12 protein-coding genes and 1 pseudogene are annotated in these 14,817 nt (G+C 73.9%); 7 read left to right on the plus strand and 6 right to left on the minus strand.

The window, feature by feature from the left end; translation table 11 throughout:
• Window positions 1–17: 17 nt before the first annotated feature.
• Window positions 18–776, plus strand: a pseudogene (locus AB0H53_RS17335) (hypothetical protein); the annotation flags it as partial.
• On the opposite strand, the gene AB0H53_RS17340 reads toward AB0H53_RS17335, so the two are convergent.
• The 3 genes from AB0H53_RS17340 to AB0H53_RS17350 form a co-directional block, all read right to left on the minus strand.
• Entirely contained in the window at window positions 713–1,504 is a 792-nt protein-coding gene (locus AB0H53_RS17340) for a hypothetical protein (RefSeq protein WP_362113284.1), read from the minus strand. The pseudogene AB0H53_RS17335 and the gene AB0H53_RS17340 sit on opposite strands and share 64 nt — an antisense overlap.
• Before the next feature lie 267 nt (window positions 1,505–1,771).
• Window positions 1,772–2,884 carry a nicotinate-nucleotide--dimethylbenzimidazole phosphoribosyltransferase gene (gene cobT, locus AB0H53_RS17345; RefSeq protein ID WP_362113540.1) on the minus strand — a complete coding sequence of 371 codons (1,113 nt, stop codon included), beginning with the start codon at window positions 2,882–2,884 and terminating at the stop codon, window positions 1,772–1,774.
• A 235-nt stretch (window positions 2,885–3,119) separates the two neighbouring features.
• Window positions 3,120–4,319: a bifunctional adenosylcobinamide kinase/adenosylcobinamide-phosphate guanylyltransferase gene (locus tag AB0H53_RS17350; RefSeq protein ID WP_362113287.1), complete on the minus strand. Its 1,200-nt coding sequence runs from the start codon at window positions 4,317–4,319 to the stop codon at window positions 3,120–3,122.
• A 98-nt stretch (window positions 4,320–4,417) separates the two neighbouring features.
• Between AB0H53_RS17350 and AB0H53_RS17355 the strand changes: the two genes are divergently transcribed.
• Complete coding sequence (locus AB0H53_RS17355) at window positions 4,418–4,624, plus strand: hypothetical protein (RefSeq protein ID WP_362113290.1); 207 nt, start codon at window positions 4,418–4,420, stop codon at window positions 4,622–4,624.
• 818 nt (window positions 4,625–5,442) lie between these two features.
• Here AB0H53_RS17355 and AB0H53_RS17360 read toward each other — a convergent pair.
• The 3 genes from AB0H53_RS17360 to AB0H53_RS17370 all read right to left on the minus strand — a co-directional run bounded on the left by AB0H53_RS17360 (window position 5,443) and on the right by AB0H53_RS17370 (window position 7,993).
• Window positions 5,443–6,534: a trypsin-like peptidase domain-containing protein gene (locus AB0H53_RS17360; protein ID WP_362113293.1), complete on the minus strand. Its 1,092-nt coding sequence runs from the start codon at window positions 6,532–6,534 to the stop codon at window positions 5,443–5,445.
• A gap of 71 nt (window positions 6,535–6,605) precedes the next feature.
• Window positions 6,606–7,358: a methyltransferase domain-containing protein gene (locus AB0H53_RS17365; protein WP_362113542.1), complete on the minus strand. Its 753-nt coding sequence runs from the start codon at window positions 7,356–7,358 to the stop codon at window positions 6,606–6,608.
• 41 nt (window positions 7,359–7,399) lie between these two features.
• Window positions 7,400–7,993, minus strand: a complete 594-nt coding sequence (locus AB0H53_RS17370) for a DUF3043 domain-containing protein (RefSeq protein ID WP_362113296.1) — start codon at window positions 7,991–7,993, stop codon at window positions 7,400–7,402.
• Between the two features lie 254 nt (window positions 7,994–8,247).
• Between AB0H53_RS17370 and AB0H53_RS17375 the strand changes: the two genes are divergently transcribed.
• The 5 genes from AB0H53_RS17375 to AB0H53_RS17395 all read left to right on the plus strand — a co-directional run bounded on the left by AB0H53_RS17375 (window position 8,248) and on the right by AB0H53_RS17395 (window position 14,645).
• A complete protein-coding gene (locus AB0H53_RS17375) occupies window positions 8,248–9,042 on the plus strand; it encodes a PspA/IM30 family protein (RefSeq protein ID WP_362113299.1) in 795 nt (264 codons plus the stop codon).
• A gap of 13 nt (window positions 9,043–9,055) precedes the next feature.
• Window positions 9,056–9,334 carry a hypothetical protein gene (locus AB0H53_RS17380; RefSeq protein ID WP_362113302.1) on the plus strand — a complete coding sequence of 93 codons (279 nt, stop codon included), beginning with the start codon at window positions 9,056–9,058 and terminating at the stop codon, window positions 9,332–9,334.
• Between the two features lie 94 nt (window positions 9,335–9,428).
• Window positions 9,429–10,697, plus strand: a complete 1,269-nt coding sequence (locus AB0H53_RS17385) for a sensor histidine kinase (protein WP_362113304.1) — start codon at window positions 9,429–9,431, stop codon at window positions 10,695–10,697.
• The gene (locus AB0H53_RS17390; protein ID WP_362113307.1) at window positions 10,694–11,389 is read left to right on the plus strand and encodes a response regulator transcription factor; all 696 of its coding nucleotides are present in this window, start codon (window positions 10,694–10,696) and stop codon (window positions 11,387–11,389) included. Before AB0H53_RS17385 ends, AB0H53_RS17390 begins: the two co-directional genes overlap by 4 nt.
• Before the next feature lie 130 nt (window positions 11,390–11,519).
• Complete coding sequence (locus AB0H53_RS17395; protein ID WP_362113310.1) at window positions 11,520–14,645, plus strand: efflux RND transporter permease subunit; 3,126 nt, start codon at window positions 11,520–11,522, stop codon at window positions 14,643–14,645.
• Window positions 14,646–14,817 lie beyond the last annotated feature (172 nt).

Genomic DNA, 14,817 nt, shown 5'->3' on the forward strand with positions numbered 1-14,817 from the left:
ATCCGGGAGCGGGTGGCATGGGTCACTGGTTTTACCGCAACATCGTCGAACCGGGGAAGCTCCCGCTGCTGCTCGCGCTGGCCTCCTTCGTCCTGACCTTCCTGATCACCCGGACGGTCACCCGCCTCATCCGGGCGGGCCGCGGCCCCTTCCGCGACATCTCGCCGGGAGGGGTGCACATCCACCATGTCGTCCCCGGTGTCGTCCTCACCCTGACCGGCGGCTTCGGCGCGGTCGCGGCCGGCCGGCACGGCGTCGCGCCCCTCGTCTGCGCCGTCCTCTTCGGGGTCGGCGCCGGCCTCGTGCTGGACGAGTTCGCCCTGATCCTCCACCTGGACGACGTGTACTGGACCGAGCAGGGCCGCAAGAGCGTCGAGGCCGTCGTCCTCACCGCCGCCCTCGTCCTGCTGGTGCTCGGCGGCTTCTCCCCGTTCGGCGTGGACGCGCTGACCCCGCAGGAGCGGCAGAGTCGCGGCGGCCTCCTGGTCAGCCTCGGGCTGCACTTCGGCTTCGTACTGGTCGCGCTGGTCAAGGGCAAGTTCCGGACGGCCGTCATCGGGGCGCTGGTGCCCTTCGTCGCCCTCTTCGGCGCCCTGCGCCTGGCCCGCCCCGGTTCGCCCTGGGCCCGCCGCTTCTACCGCCGCCGGCCCCGCGCCCGCGCCCGGGCCGGGCTGCGCGCCTCCCGCCACGACCGCCACTGGGCCCGGCTCGGTCAGCGCTTCCACGACCTGATCGGCGGCGCCCCCGACCGCGTGCCACTGCCCGGGAGCACCCCGCCGTCCGAGCGCGCGCCGCGCCCGGACCCGGCCGGGCGCACGCCGCCCTCCGGCCCGCCCGATCCGCCTGATCCACCCGGCCCGCCCGAGCGCCGCTGACGCCAGGACAGCACCGCGCACACCACCAGGACCGCCGCGATGGCCGCCAAGTGCTCCTTGCCCGCGAGATTGTTCTTGATCATCACTTCGACCACCATCGCCACGACGACCAGCGCCCCCGTCAGCCGGGCGCGGTAACGCCAGCAGACGAAGACCGCGAGCCCCACGACCGCCGCCGACGGCCCGGTGTCGACCACCCGGGCGTCGGACCCGGGCAGCCCGAGGGGGTGGTCGGGACCGAGCGCGATGCCGATCCGCGCGTACATGGTCCCGGCGAGCGTGGCGGCGTAGGCGATCAGCAGGGTCAGGGGGCGGCCCAGGCAGATCTCGGCGATCCCGAAGACCAGCAGCACCTGCGCGAGCGCCCCCCACACCGGCAGGTCGAGAGCCGGTACGAACAGCGACAACGGCGTACGCAGCAGGGCCAGCCACAGCGGCTCGCCGGCCCGGACCGACCCGACGTCCTGAACGGGCTGGTACCCCCAGGGCTGGTTCTGTACCGCCTGGAAGAGCGCCGTCAGACAGACCGCGCCGAGTGTCATGGCCACCGCCCGCCACTTCCGCGTGACCAGCGCGGTCCGCAGCGTCCCGTACAGAGCCCCCCACTCCCGGCGCGCGAACCGTCTCAACGCGCGCCCCCCTGCGGTCGGCGCGGTGGGCGCGGGCGTGCCGGTGTCTTCTCGCAGCGCATGAATGGTGTCCCCCAGGTCGGTCGGTACGGGGCGACGGGGCGCGCGGCGGTTCCCGCCCCGAGCCTCGAGCCACGTTCGAAGACCTGCCAGGGAGACGCGAAGTTCAGTGCGGTGCGAGTGATCCGGATCTCTTCGGCACCGCCCGGACACGGCGGTGCGGCCGCCGCCCGACCGGACGACGGCCGCACCGGGGGCCGCGGGCCGTCAGGTCGCGTCGCCCGCCCGCGCCTCCGGGCCCTCGTCCGTCCCGGCCCCCGGGGCCGGGACGGCTCCGGTGTCCTCCGGACGCTCGGGCAGCTCCGCGGCGAGCGCCGCGGCGGCCTGGACGAGCGGCAGCGCGAGCATCGCCCCGGTGCCCTCCCCGACCGTGACGCCGTGGTCCAGCAGCGGGTTGAGGGCCAGCCGGTCCAGCGCCTTGGCCTGCGCCGGCTCCCCGCTGACCTGCCCCGCCAGCCACCAGTCAGGGGCCCGGAAGGCCGCCCGCTGGCCCACCAGCGCGCACGCCGCCGCGACCACCCCGTCCAGGACAACCGGCATCCGCCGTACCGCGCTCTGCAGCAGGAACCCGGTCATCGCCGCGAGGTCCGCCCCGCCGACCGCGGCCAGCAGCTCCAACTGGTCGCCGAGCACCGGCCGGGCCCGGCGCAGCGCGTCACGGACCGCCGCGCACTTGCGCATCCACGCCAGGTCGTCGATGCCTGCGCCGCCCCGGCCGGTCACCACCGACGCGTCCGTGCCGCACAGCGCGGCGATCAGCGTGGCGGCCGGCGTGGTGCCCCCGACGCTCAGGTCGCCCAGCACCACGAGATCGGTGCCCGAGTCGGCCTCCTCGTCGGCGACCGCCATGCCCAGCCGTACCGCGCGCTCGGCCTCGTCGGGCGTCAGGGCGTCCTCGATGTCGATACGGCCGCTGCCCCGGCGCACCCGGTGGCGCACCACGTCCTCGGGCAGCAGCCCCGGGTCGCAGTCCAGCCCCGCGTCGATCACGCGCACCGGCACCCGCATCCGCCGTGCCAGCACCGCGACCGGGCTCGCACCGTCCAGGACGGCACGCACCAGCTCGTGCGCGCTGCCCGCCGCCCGGCCCGACACACCCAGCCCGGCCACCCCGTGGTCACCGGCGAACAGCACCACCCGTGGCTGCTCCACCGGCCGGACCGGAGCGGCCCCCTGCGCGGCCGACAGCCACTCGCCCAGCTCGTCGAGACGCCCCAGCGCACCGGGCGGGACGGCGAGGCGCTCCCGGCGCTCCTCGGCGGCACGCCGGGTGCCGCTGTCGGGGCGCTCGATCAGATCGGAGAAGTCGTCGAGATTCAGCCTGCTCATTCGCCGAACAGTACAGTCGCCGCCCGTCGTGGGCGCCGTGGGCCGGGGGCGTTGGTGGTTGCTGTGTGGTGGGTGGTGGTTGGGGTCGCCGCCCGTCGCCGCCCGTCGTGGGCGCCGTGGGCCGGGGGCGTTGGTGGTTGCTGTGTGGTGGGTGGTGGCCGGGGTCGCCGCCCGTCGCCGCCCGTCGTGGGTGCCGTGGGCCCGGGCGGCGGGGCCCCGCCCGGGGTCAGCCGCGGAGGACCAGGGGCTGGCCGGCGACCACGTACAGGACGTGCTCGCACTCGTCGGCGAACGCCGCGTTCAGGCGGCCCAGCTCGTCGCGGAAGCGGCGGCTGCCCGCGTCGGCGGGGACGATGCCGGCGCCCACCTCGTTGGTGACGGCGACCACCGTACGGCGGGTGGCGCGCACCGCCGCGACCAGCTCCGCGACCCGCTCGCGCAGCTCCCGTTCACCGCGCCGGGCCCAGGTGTCGTCGTCCCAGGCGCCCACCCGGTCCATCGCGTCGGTCAGCCACAGGGACAGGCAGTCGATCAGCAGCGGCGGGCCGGCCCGGCCGAGGAGCGGCACCAGGTCACAGGTCTCCTCGGTGCGCCACGAGCCGGGGCGCCGCTCGCGGTGGAGGCTCACCCGGGCCGCCCACTCCGCGTCGCCGGCCCGGGTGCCGCCCGTCGCCACGTACACCACCTCGGGGAACGTCTCCAGGCGCCGCTCGGCCTCCAGTGACTTGCCCGAGCGGGCGCCGCCCGTCACCAGGGTGCGCCGGGGGACGTCCGGCACCTCGTGGTACTCGCCGACGATCAGCGTCGTGCCGTCCGGCACCGCCCGAGCCCCGGCCGCGGCCAGCCGCCGGTCCAGCTCGGGGCCGGGCGGCACGCCGTGGTCCAGGTGCACGGCGACCACGTCGGTCGTCGCCCCCACACCGCCCGCCGCGCGCAGCCGGGCCAGCGCGTCGGGCCGCCCGGTCACATCGGCGAGGACCATGTCGTACGGGTGCCGTGTGTCCGCCACGCCCGCCGGTGCGCCGCCCGGCGGGAGGTACAGCAGCCGCGCGCCCTCCGGTGAGGTCACCTCGTACCCGGTGCCGGGGGAGTCCATCGGCACCGCCCGTACCCGGTGGCCGCTGATCAGGGTCAGCTCCCGCCCGTCGGGGACCCGGCCGGCCGTCGGCAGCCCGGCCGGCACCTCCACGGCCGGCCCGTCGTGCGGGTGGGTGAGCAGCACCTGCCGTACGCCGGTGAGCGAGTGCCCCGCCCGGGCGGCGGCCAGCGCGGCGCCGGGCGTCAGATCGAGCAGCAGCGCGTCGTCCACCAGCAGCGCGGTGGCCGCGCGGGCGCGGGCACCACGGGCGGTCGCGCAGGCGGCGCAGGGGCAGTCGGGGCGGGGGAGCCCGTCGGGGGCACCGGTGCCGAGCAGAGTCAGTTCCACGGTCCCGATCCTCCCGTGTCCCCGCGGGTGGTGCGCGCCCGGCTACGCTGCGGGCAGGAACAGATCGGCAACCGATCAGCTGGACCCGGGAGGCGTACATGGCATGGACGTGGCGGTTCGAGAAGTCCGACGGCGCGGAGACCGAGCCGGCGGTCGAGCCGGAGGAGTTCACCACTCAGGGCGACGCCGAGACGTGGATCGGTGAACACTTCAAGGCCCTCCAGGAGGGTGGCGCGGACCGGGTCGTCCTCTTCGAGGACGGTACGGAGATCTACGGCATGAGCCTGCACGCCGAAGAGGTGTGACCTCCGGGGGCGCCCCCGCCCGGCGCCCCCTTCTCCATACCGCGGGCTCCGGGGCTCCTCCCGCGCGTTCCGGGGCCGGTCGTGCGCGTCCCGCCGGCCCGGCCGCGCGGAAGGACGCCGGCTGGCCCCACCGCACGTCGCCGTCGCGCGCGACCTTGTGCGGGGCCTCGGCGACGGCGGAGGCCTCCTCGTCCGTCAGGTGCGCCGAGACGTGCCGGCGGATGCCGCGCGGATGGACGGGTGCCGTCTCCCGCAGCGCTCCGGCGCCCTCCTCGGTGACCACGGCCCAGGACACCCGCTTGTCCAGCGGATCGGGCTGCTTGCGTACCAGCCCGCCGCGCACCAGCTCGTCCACGAGGCGGCTGACGACCGACGCGCTGTTCCTCGTGAATCCCCACAACACCACCGGGTTCACCCTGCTCCAGTACGGGCGCGAAGGGTTCGAGGAAGTCGTCAGGTCCTGCAAGGACCACGGAAAGCTCCTCGTCATCGACCTCTGTTTAGCCTCCTTCACGCTCTTCGGGTCCGGGGTCGACCGGTTCGACGTCTACGAGCCGCTGGAGAGGTCGGGTGTCTCCCACCTGGCCATCGAGGACACCGGTAAGACCTGGCCCGTGCAGGACGCCGAATGCGCCATGATCACGGCGTCCGACGACCTCCATGAGGACGTCCACAACCTCCACACCGGCGTGCTGCTCAATGGGCCACCCCGTCGTCGACGAGGACCGCCCCGAGGTGTACGAGGAGCTGCTCACCCACGCGGCGAGCCTGTCCTGACCGGCTCCGGGTGCGGGCCGCCCGGCCCCCGCCCGGGACCGTCACACCTCGCCCAGCGTCACCGTCACCGTCGCCCGCCTGCCGTCCCGCACGTACGTCACCGGCATCCGCTGACCCGGCTTCGCCGACGCCAGCGCCTCCAGGAGCGAGGTGATGGTGGTGATCTCCGTGTCGCCCAGCCGGGTGATGACGTCCTCCGGGCGCAGCCCCGCCCTCGCCGCCGCCCCGTCCCGCGGCGCTTCCACGATCGCCACGCCCACCGGCCGGTAGCCCCGGTCCAGGACGGTCCGGCCGACGATGTTCAGCGCCGCCCGGCCCGAATCGGTGACCCGTCCGGTGCGGACGATCTGGTCGGCCACCGTCCTGACCATGGAGACGGGGATCGCGAACCCGATGCCCGGTGCCGCCCCGCCGCCCATCCGCGGGTCGGCCGCCGCCAGCGTCGGGATGCCGATGACCTCGCCGTCCAGGTTGACCAGGGCGCCCCCGCTGTTGCCCGGGTTGATCGCCGCCGACGTCTGGATCATGTTGCCGAGGGTCGCGCCCGTCCCGCCGCCCGCCCGCCCCTCGCTGACCGTGCGGCCGGTGGCCGAGACGATGCCCTGGGTGACGCTGCTGGACAGGCCGAGCGGCGAACCCATGGCGAGGACGATCTGCCCGACCTCCACCTTGGAGGAGTCGCCGAACCTCGCCGGGCGCAACCCGGCGGGCGGCCGGTCCAGCCTGATCACGGCCAGGTCCTGCTCCGGGTAGCTGGAGACCAGCTCGGCGCGCAGCGCCTCACCGCCCGTCGCCACCGTGACCTCGAAGCTCCGCCCGGAGTCGACGACATGGGCGTTGGTGACGATGTGGCCCTTGTCGTCGTAGACGACACCGGAGCCCAGTCCCTCCCCGGCGTCGATCTGCACGACGGACGGCAGCACGTCGCCGATGACCCTGCGGTAGGCGTCCTCCAGGTCGTTCGCCGCCCGGTGGGCGGGCGCCGCCGGGCGCGCCGCGCTCGGCACGGGAGGCGCGGGCGGCGACGGGGCGGGCACACCCGCCGAGCAGCCGCCCACCAGGGCGGCCACCCAGACGACGCAGACCGAGCGGGCCACGGAGGTCGGCGAGAAGCGGAAACGAAGGGCAGCCATGGAACGGAGTGTCCCCGCCCGGCGGTGGTACGGCTTGCCGTACGCACCCGATCAGGGGGTGGCGGCGCCCCTCAGCCGCGTACCCCGCACAGGTGCAGCAGTGCCGCCACCCTGCGGTACGGCTCCGTGCGCCCCGCCCGGTCCTCCGCGGCGAGCAGCCGTTCCAGCTCGTCGGCGGCGGGCAGGCCCTGTTCGTCGGGTTCGTTGTCGGTGAAGACCCGTACGCCGTACCAGGCGTGCAGCGGCGCGGCGATCCCGGCGAGCGTCGCTGTCAGCGCCTCCAGCCGGTCGGCGCGCACCGCGAGCCCCAGCCGGTTGACATAGGTGTCCGAGCCGAAGGCGCCCAGCGCCCCCGGCCAGTCCCCGGCCAGCCCCGGCCGCATGGCCAGCGCGTCGGCGTTCCGCACCAGGAGCGAGAGCAGACCGCCGGGCGCCAGCATCCGGGCCAGTCCCGCCAGCATCGCGTCGGGCTCCTCGACATACATCAGCACCCCGTGGCAGAGCACCACGTCGAAGCTGCCGGGCCGGAAGTGCGCCCCGGTCTCCCGGCCGTCCCCCTCGATGAGCCTGACCCGCTCGCGGATGCCGGCGGGCTCGGGGGCCAGCGCCTCACGGGCGGCTCTGAGCATCCCCGGGTCCGGCTCCAGACCGGTGATGGTGTGCCCGGCCCGGGCCAGTCGCAGCGCCTGGGTGCCCTGCCCCATGCCGACATCGAGCACCCGCAGCCGCTGCCCCACCGGGTAGCGGGCGGTTATCTGCTCGTCGAGCTGACGGGCCACGAGCTCCTGGCGGACGACGTTGCGCAGTCCGCCGAGCCCGTTCAGCCAGCGGGCCGACGCGCCCGCGAATCCGCCGACCTGTGTGCTCAGGGCCGCTCTCCGCGCTTGACCTGCGGCTTGGGCAGCCGCAGCCGGCGCATCTGGAGCGTACGCATCAGGGCGTACGCCACGGCGCCCCGCTTCGGTTCGTTCGGGAAGCGCTCGTTGAGCTGCTTCTTCAGGCGGAAGGCGATGCCGATCGAGTCCACGACGATCATCGCGATCACACCGAGCCAGAGCAGCAGCGCGATGTTCTGGAGCTGCGGCACCCGGATCATCGACAGGACCAGGATCACCACCGCGAGCGGCAGGAAGAACTCCGCGACACAGAAGCGGGAGTCGACGAAGTCGCGCACGAAGCGACGGACCGGGCCCTTGTCGCGGGCCGGGAGGTAACGCTCGTCGCCGCTGGCGAGAGCCTCGCGCTGCTTGGCCAGGTCGGCCCGCCGGGCCTCGCGCTGGCGGCGCACGGCCTCCTTGCGGTCGGTCGGCACGGTGGCCGCGCGGCGGCGCTGGGTCTGGGCCTCACTCCGCTTCGGGGTAGGGCGGCCCTTGGGGGCCTGGGGATCGCGGGGCTGCTTGGAGAGGTCCGCCGTCACCTTCTCGGTGGGGGCCTTCTCGTTCGAACGGCTACGGAACACAAAGCCCAAGGGTACGGGGTATGTCGCATGGACCCCACCCCGCCGGGGAACGATCCGGCAACAGACCGCGTCCCCCTGTACACACTCCCCGGGCCGCCGCCTACTCCTCGCGCCGGATCACGGGCCGTGGGCAGTCGTCCTTGGGGAGGAGCGCATCAGCGCTCGAACAGTGCGGTAATGGAAGCAGGGCCCGTACTGTGGGTTCTGTTGGAGTGCTGGAAGCCGAGTCCGTCAGAAGGGGGCGCGCGAAGCCCATGAGCGGTGTGATGAAGCGTATGGGGATGCTCTTCCGCGCGAAGGCAAACAAGGCCCTTGACCGGGCCGAGGATCCGCGCGAGACCCTCGATTACTCGTACCAGAAGCAGCTCGAGCTGCTCCAGAAGGTACGCCGTGGCGTCGCCGACGTGGCGACCTCGCGCAAGCGCCTGGAGCTCCAGCTCAACCAGCTGCAGGGCCAGTCCGCCAAGCTGGAGGACCAGGGCCGCAAGGCGCTGGCGCTGGGCCGCGAGGACCTGGCGCGCGAGGCGCTGTCCCGCCGGGCCGCGCTCCAGCAGCAGGTGACGGACCTGGAGACGCAGCACCAGACCCTCCAGGGCGAGGAGGAGAAGCTCACCCTCGCCGCCCAGCGCCTGCAGGCCAAGGTCGACGCCTTCCGTACGAAGAAGGAGACCATCAAGGCCACCTACACCGCCGCCCAGGCGCAGACCCGGATCGCCGAGTCGTTCTCCGGCATCTCGGAGGAGATGAGCGACGTCGGCGTCGCCATCCAGCGGGCCGAGGACAAGACCGCGCAGCTCCAGGCGCGGGCCGGGGCGATCGACGAGCTGCTCGCCTCCGGCGCGCTGGACGACCGCTCGGGGCTGGCGAAGGACGACATCCAGGCCGAACTGGACCGCCTGTCGGGTGGTACGGACGTGGAGCTGGAGCTCCAGCGGATGAAGGCGGAGCTGGCCGGCGGCACCGGCGGGCAGCAGTCCATCGAGGGCGGCGCCGCAGCTCCCCAGGACCAGGCCCAGCAGCAGTCCCACCCGAGGTTCGACAAGCAGTGAAGGACGGATCGTCATGATCGTGAGGATCATGGGGGAGGGCCAGGTCGAGCTGGCCGACAGCCACTTCGCCGAGCTGAACAAGCTCGACGACGAGCTGCTCGCGGAGATGGAGCGCGGTGACGGGGAGGGCTTCCGCCGTACGCTCCACGCGCTGCTGGAAACGGTCCGCCAGCTCGGCGAACCGCTCCCGGACGACTCCCTGGAGCCCTCCGCCCTGATCCTCCCGGCACCCGACGCCACGCTCGAAGAGGTCCGCGACATGCTGACCGACGACGGGCTGATCCCCGGCTGAGCTCCACCTCCGACACACGCCGTGCCCCGCTCCGGTCCCCCGGGGCGGGGCACCGTGTCTCCCGCCCCGGGACCACGCCGTACCGTTCGGTGGCGTGACCTCCCTCGGAAACGGGGTCGTGCGCGGCCGGTGCTGGCTGCGGGCGCATCCTCTCGCCTTCGACGCCGCCCTCGCCCTCGCCGTGCTGCTGTGCATGGTCGCCGGATCGTTCGCCGATCCGCACGGCAGCCCCAACGGACCGACCTTCGGCACCCGCGCCCCCGGTGCGCGCAGCGCGCTGCTGATGCTGCTCGGGGGCGGCGCGCTCGTCCTGCGGCGGCGGGCACCTTACGCGGTGCTCGGCGTGACCGGTGCGGTCAGCGTCGCCGAGCTGGCGGCGGGCGACCCCGCCGCGCCGGTGGTGATGAGCGCGGTGATCGCCCTCTACACCGTCGCCTCGCGCACCGACCGCCCCACCACCTGGCGGGTCGGCCTGCTGACGATGACGGTGCTCACCGGGGCCGCGATGCTGTTGGGCTCCGCCCCCTGGTACAGCCAGGAGAACGTGGCCGTCTTCGCGTGGACCGGTATGGCCGCCGCCGCGGGCGACGCGGTGCGCAGCCGCCGCGCCTTCGTGGACGCCATCCGGGAGCGCGCCGAGCGGGCCGAACGCACCCGCGACGAGGAGGCCCGCCGCCGGGTCGCCGAGGAGCGGCTGCGCATCGCCCGCGACCTCCATGACGTCGTCGCCCACCACATCGCCCTGGCCAACGTGCAGGCCGGAGTGGCCGCCCATGTCATGGACAAGCGGCCCGACCAGGCCAAGGAGGCCCTCGCGCACGTCCGGGAGGCCAGCCGCTCGGCCCTGGACGAGCTGCGCGCCACGGTCGGCCTGCTCCGCCAGTCCGGCGACCCGGAGGCCCCCACCGAACCGGCGCCCGGCCTCGCCGTCCTGGACGAGCTGCTGGCGACGTTCCGCAACGCCGGCCTCCCGGTGGAGCTGGTCCGCGCCGATGACGGGCCCCTCCCCCCGGGCACCGGGCCGGGGGCCCCCACCGCACCGCGCCTGCCCGCGGCCGCCGACCTCGCCGCGTACCGGATCGTCCAGGAGGCACTGACCAATGTGCGCAAGCACGCGGGCCCGGACGCCCGGGCCGAGGTGAGCGTGGTACGGGTCGGCCGGACCATCGAGGTGACGGTGCTCGACGACGGCGGCGCACCCCCGGGCGCCCCGGTGCCCGACGGCGGCGGGCACGGCCTTCTCGGCATGCGCGAACGGGTCGCCGCGCTCGGCGGGACGCTCACCGCGGGCCCCCGCTACGGCGGCGGTTTCCGCGTGCAGGCGATACTGCCCCTCACCGCACCGACAGGGGAGGCCGGGTGACCATCAGGGTGCTGCTCGCCGACGACCAGGCACTGCTGCGCAGCGCGTTCCGCGTGCTGGTGGACTCCGAGCCGGACATGGAGGTCGTGGGGGAGGCGGCGGACGGCGCCGAGGCCGTCGCGCTCGCCCGCTCGCGGCGGGCCGACGTGGTGCTGATGGACATCCGCATGCCCGGTACGGACGGCCTGGCCGCCACCCGGATGATCAGCGCGGACCCGGACCTGGCCGGGGTGCGCGTGGTCATGCTCACCACCTTCGAGGTGGACGAGTACGTCGTGCAGTCGCTGCGCGCCGGCGCCTCGGGCTTCCTGGGCAAGGGCGCGGAGCCGGACGAACTGCTCAACGCCATCCGTGTCGCGGCCGCCGGCGAGGCGCTGCTGTCGCCCGCCGCGACCAAGGGCCTGATCGCCACCTTCCTGGCGCAGGACGGCGGCGCCGGGGGCCCGGACGGCGCCGGCCGGGCCCCCGGGTACGCCGAGCGGCTCGCCGCCCTGACCGTGCGCGAACGCGAGGTGCTGGTCCTGGTCGCGGGCGGCCTCTCCAACGACGCGATCGCCGAGCGCCTGGCGGTCAGCCCGCTCACGGTGAAGACCCACGTCAACCGAGCCATGGCCAAGCTCGGCGCCCGCGACCGCGCCCAACTGGTCGTCGTCGCGTACCAGTCGGGGCTGGTCCGCCCCAGGGTGGAGTGAGCGTGCGGCGGCGCGTACTCCGTTGGGTGTAGGAGGGGGCGGGCGAACGGGACCTGGGGGCGAGGGATTCACCCTCCGGCATGGCTGATCGTATGAGTACCTGCCGATCTGCCACAGAAGAGAGACCCCTATGTCCTGGCTGTCCAGATTCAGCCTCGCGCAAAGGGCCCTGATAGGGCTGATGTCGATCGTGGCGATCGTCTTCGGAGCGATCGCCGTCCCGCAGCTGAAGCAGCAGCTGCTGCCCTCCATCGAACTGCCCATGGTGTCGGTGCTGGCGCCGTACCAGGGCGCGTCCCCCGAAGTGGTCGAGAAGCAGGTCGTCGAACCGCTCGAGAACACCATCAAGGCCGTCGACGGCGTCGAGGGGGTCACCTCCACCGCCAGCGAGGGCAACGCGCTCATCATGGCGACCTTCGACTACGGGGACGAGGGCACCAAGCAGCTCGTCGCCGACGTCCAGCAGGCCGTCAACCGGGCCCGCGCCCAGCTGCCGGACGGCGTCGACCCCCAGGTCGTGGCCGGTTCCACCGACGACATACCGGCCGTCGTGCTGTCCGTCTCCTCCGGCAAGGACCAGCAGGCCCTGGCCGACCAGCTGGAGCGGACCGTCGTCCCGGCGCTGCGGGACATCGAGGGGGTCGGCCAGGTCTCGGTCGACGGCGTCCAGGACCTCCAGGTCTCCGTCACCCCCGACGGCAAGAAGCTCGCCGCCGCGGGCCTCGACGCGATGGCGCTGTCCGAGGCGCTGAAGTCGGGCGGCGCGACCGTCCCGGCCGGTTCCTTCTCGGAGGGCGGCAAGAGCCGCACCGTACAGGTGGGCGGCGGCTTCACCTCGCTGGAGCAGATCGAGGACCTGCGGATCGCGCCGGCGAAGCCCGGTGAGGGCAAGGCGGTACGCCTCGGTGACATCGCCACCGTCGAGCAGACCGAGGCGCAGCGGGTCTCCATCACCCGGACCAACGGCAGGCCCAGCCTCGCCGTCATGGTCACCATGGACAAGGACGGCAGCGCCGTCGCCATCTCCGAGGCGGTCAAGGACAAGCTGCCCGAGCTGCGCGAGGACCTGGGCGCCGGCGCGGAGCTGACCGTGGTGTCCGACCAGGGCCCGGCCGTCTCCAAGTCGATATCCGGGCTGACCACCGAGGGCGCGCTCGGCCTGCTCTTCGCGGTCGTCGTCATCCTGGTCTTCCTGGCCTCGGTGCGCTCCACCCTGGTCACCGCGGTCTCCATCCCGCTGTCGGTGGTCCTCGCGCTGATCGTGCTGTGGACCCGCGACCTGTCGCTGAACATGCTGACCCTGGGCGCGCTGACCATCGCCATCGGCCGTGTGGTGGACGACTCGATCGTGGTCCTGGAGAACATCAAGCGGCACCTCGGCTACGGCGAGGAGCGCCAGGCGGCGATCCTCACGGCGGTCCGCGAGGTCGCGGGCGCCGTCACCTCCTCCACCCTGACCACCGTCGCGGTGTTCCTGCCGATCGGTCTGGTCGGCGGCATGGTGGGCGAACTGTTCGGCTCGTTCTCGCTCACCGTCACCGCCGCGCTGCTCGCCTCCCTGCTCGTCTCGCTGACCGTCGTCCCGGTCCTGTCGTACTGGTTCCTGCGCGCCCCCAAGGGCACGTCCGAGGACCCGGAGGAGGCGCGCCGGGAGGCGGAGCGGAAGGAGGACCGCAGCGTCCTGCAGCGGATGTACGTGCCGGTGCTGAGGTTCGCGACCCGTCGCCGGCTGACCAGTGTGGCCATCGCGGTCGTCGTCCTCATCGGCACCTTCGGCATGGCGCCGCTGCTCAAGACGAACTTCTTCGACCAGGGCGAGCAGGACGTCCTGTCCATCAAGCAGGAACTCGCCCCGGGCACCGCCCTGGACGCGGCCGACGCCGCCGCCAGGAAGGTCGAGAAGGTCCTCGGCTCGGTCGACGAGGTCGAGGCCTACCAGGTCACCGTCGGTTCCTCCGGCTTCATGGCGGCCTTCGGCGGCGGCACCGGCGCCAACCAGGCGTCCTACCAGGTGACCCTGAAGGACTCGGCGTCGTACGAGAGGACCCGCGACCGCATCGACACCGAGCTGGGCAGGCTCGACGGCATCGGCGACACGACGATCGCGGCCGGTGACGGCTTCGGCAGCCAGGACCTGAGCGTGGTGGTCAAGGCGTCCGACGCGGCCACCCTGAAGAAGGCCGCCGAGGCGGTGCGGGCCGAGGTGGCGAAGCTCGACGACGTCACGGACGTCCAGAGCGACCTGGCGCAGTCCGTGCCGCGCGTCGCGGTCAAGGCCGGCGCCAGGGCGGCCGACGCCGGCTTCACCGACGCCTCGCTGGGCATGGCCGTCGCCCAGGCGGTACGCGGAATGCCGGCCGGCAAGGCGATCCTGGACGACACGGAGCGCGACGTCCTCATCACCTCGGCGGCCCCGGCCAGGACGATGGCGGAGCTGCGGACGCTGCCGCTCGGCCCGGTCCGGCTCGGCGACGTCGCGGAGGTGAGGCTGGTCCCCGGCCCGGTCTCGATGACCCGGATCGACGGCTCGCGGGCCGCGACGATCACGGCGAAGCCGACCGGTGACAACACCGGCGCGGTCAGTGCCGCGCTCCAGTCGAAGATCGGCGCGTTGGACCTGCCGGAAGGCGCGACCGCGTCGATCGGCGGGGTCTCGGAGGACCAGGAGGAGGCGTTCGCCAACCTCGGTCTGGCGATGCTGGCGGCGATCGCGATCGTCTTCATGCTGCTGGTCGCCACGTTCCGCTCCCTGGTCCAGCCGCTGATCCTGCTCGTCTCCATCCCGTTCGCGGCGACGGGCGCGATCGGGCTGCTGGTCGCGACCGGCACGGCGATGGGCGTCCCGGCGATGATCGGGATGCTGATGCTGATCGGCATCGTGGTGACCAACGCGATCGTGCTGATCGACCTGATCAACCAGTACCGGGCACAGGGCCTGGGTGTGGTCGAAGCGGTGATCGAGGGCGGCCGGCACCGGCTGCGCCCGATCCTGATGACGGCCCTGGCGACCATCTTCGCGCTGCTGCCGATGGCCCTGGGCATCACGGGCGAGGGCGGGTTCATCGCCAAGCCGCTCGCGGTGGTGGTGATCGGCGGCCTGGTCACCTCCACACTGCTGACCCTGCTGCTGGTCCCGACGCTGTACGCGATGGTGGAGCTCCGCAAGGAGCGCCGCCGCGCCAAACGGGCGGCCAGGTCGGCGGACTCGGCGTCGACCCCCGCCTCCGGGGGGACCCGGACCCCGGCCGGCGTCTGACCCGGGTCCCTTCCGCCCCGGCGGTCCGTCCCCCCGCACCCGGGGCGGACCGCCGGGGCGGTCGGCGTTCCGGGCCGGCCGGGCCGGAGCCCGGCCGCCGCCCGGGGGCGGGACGGCGGGGCACGCGCGAGGGGCGCCCCGCCAGTGGCGGGGCGCCCCTCGTCACGCGTGG

Source organism: Streptomyces sp. NPDC050856, assembly GCF_040653855.1.
Classification (GTDB): Bacteria; Actinomycetota; Actinomycetes; order Streptomycetales; family Streptomycetaceae; genus Streptomyces.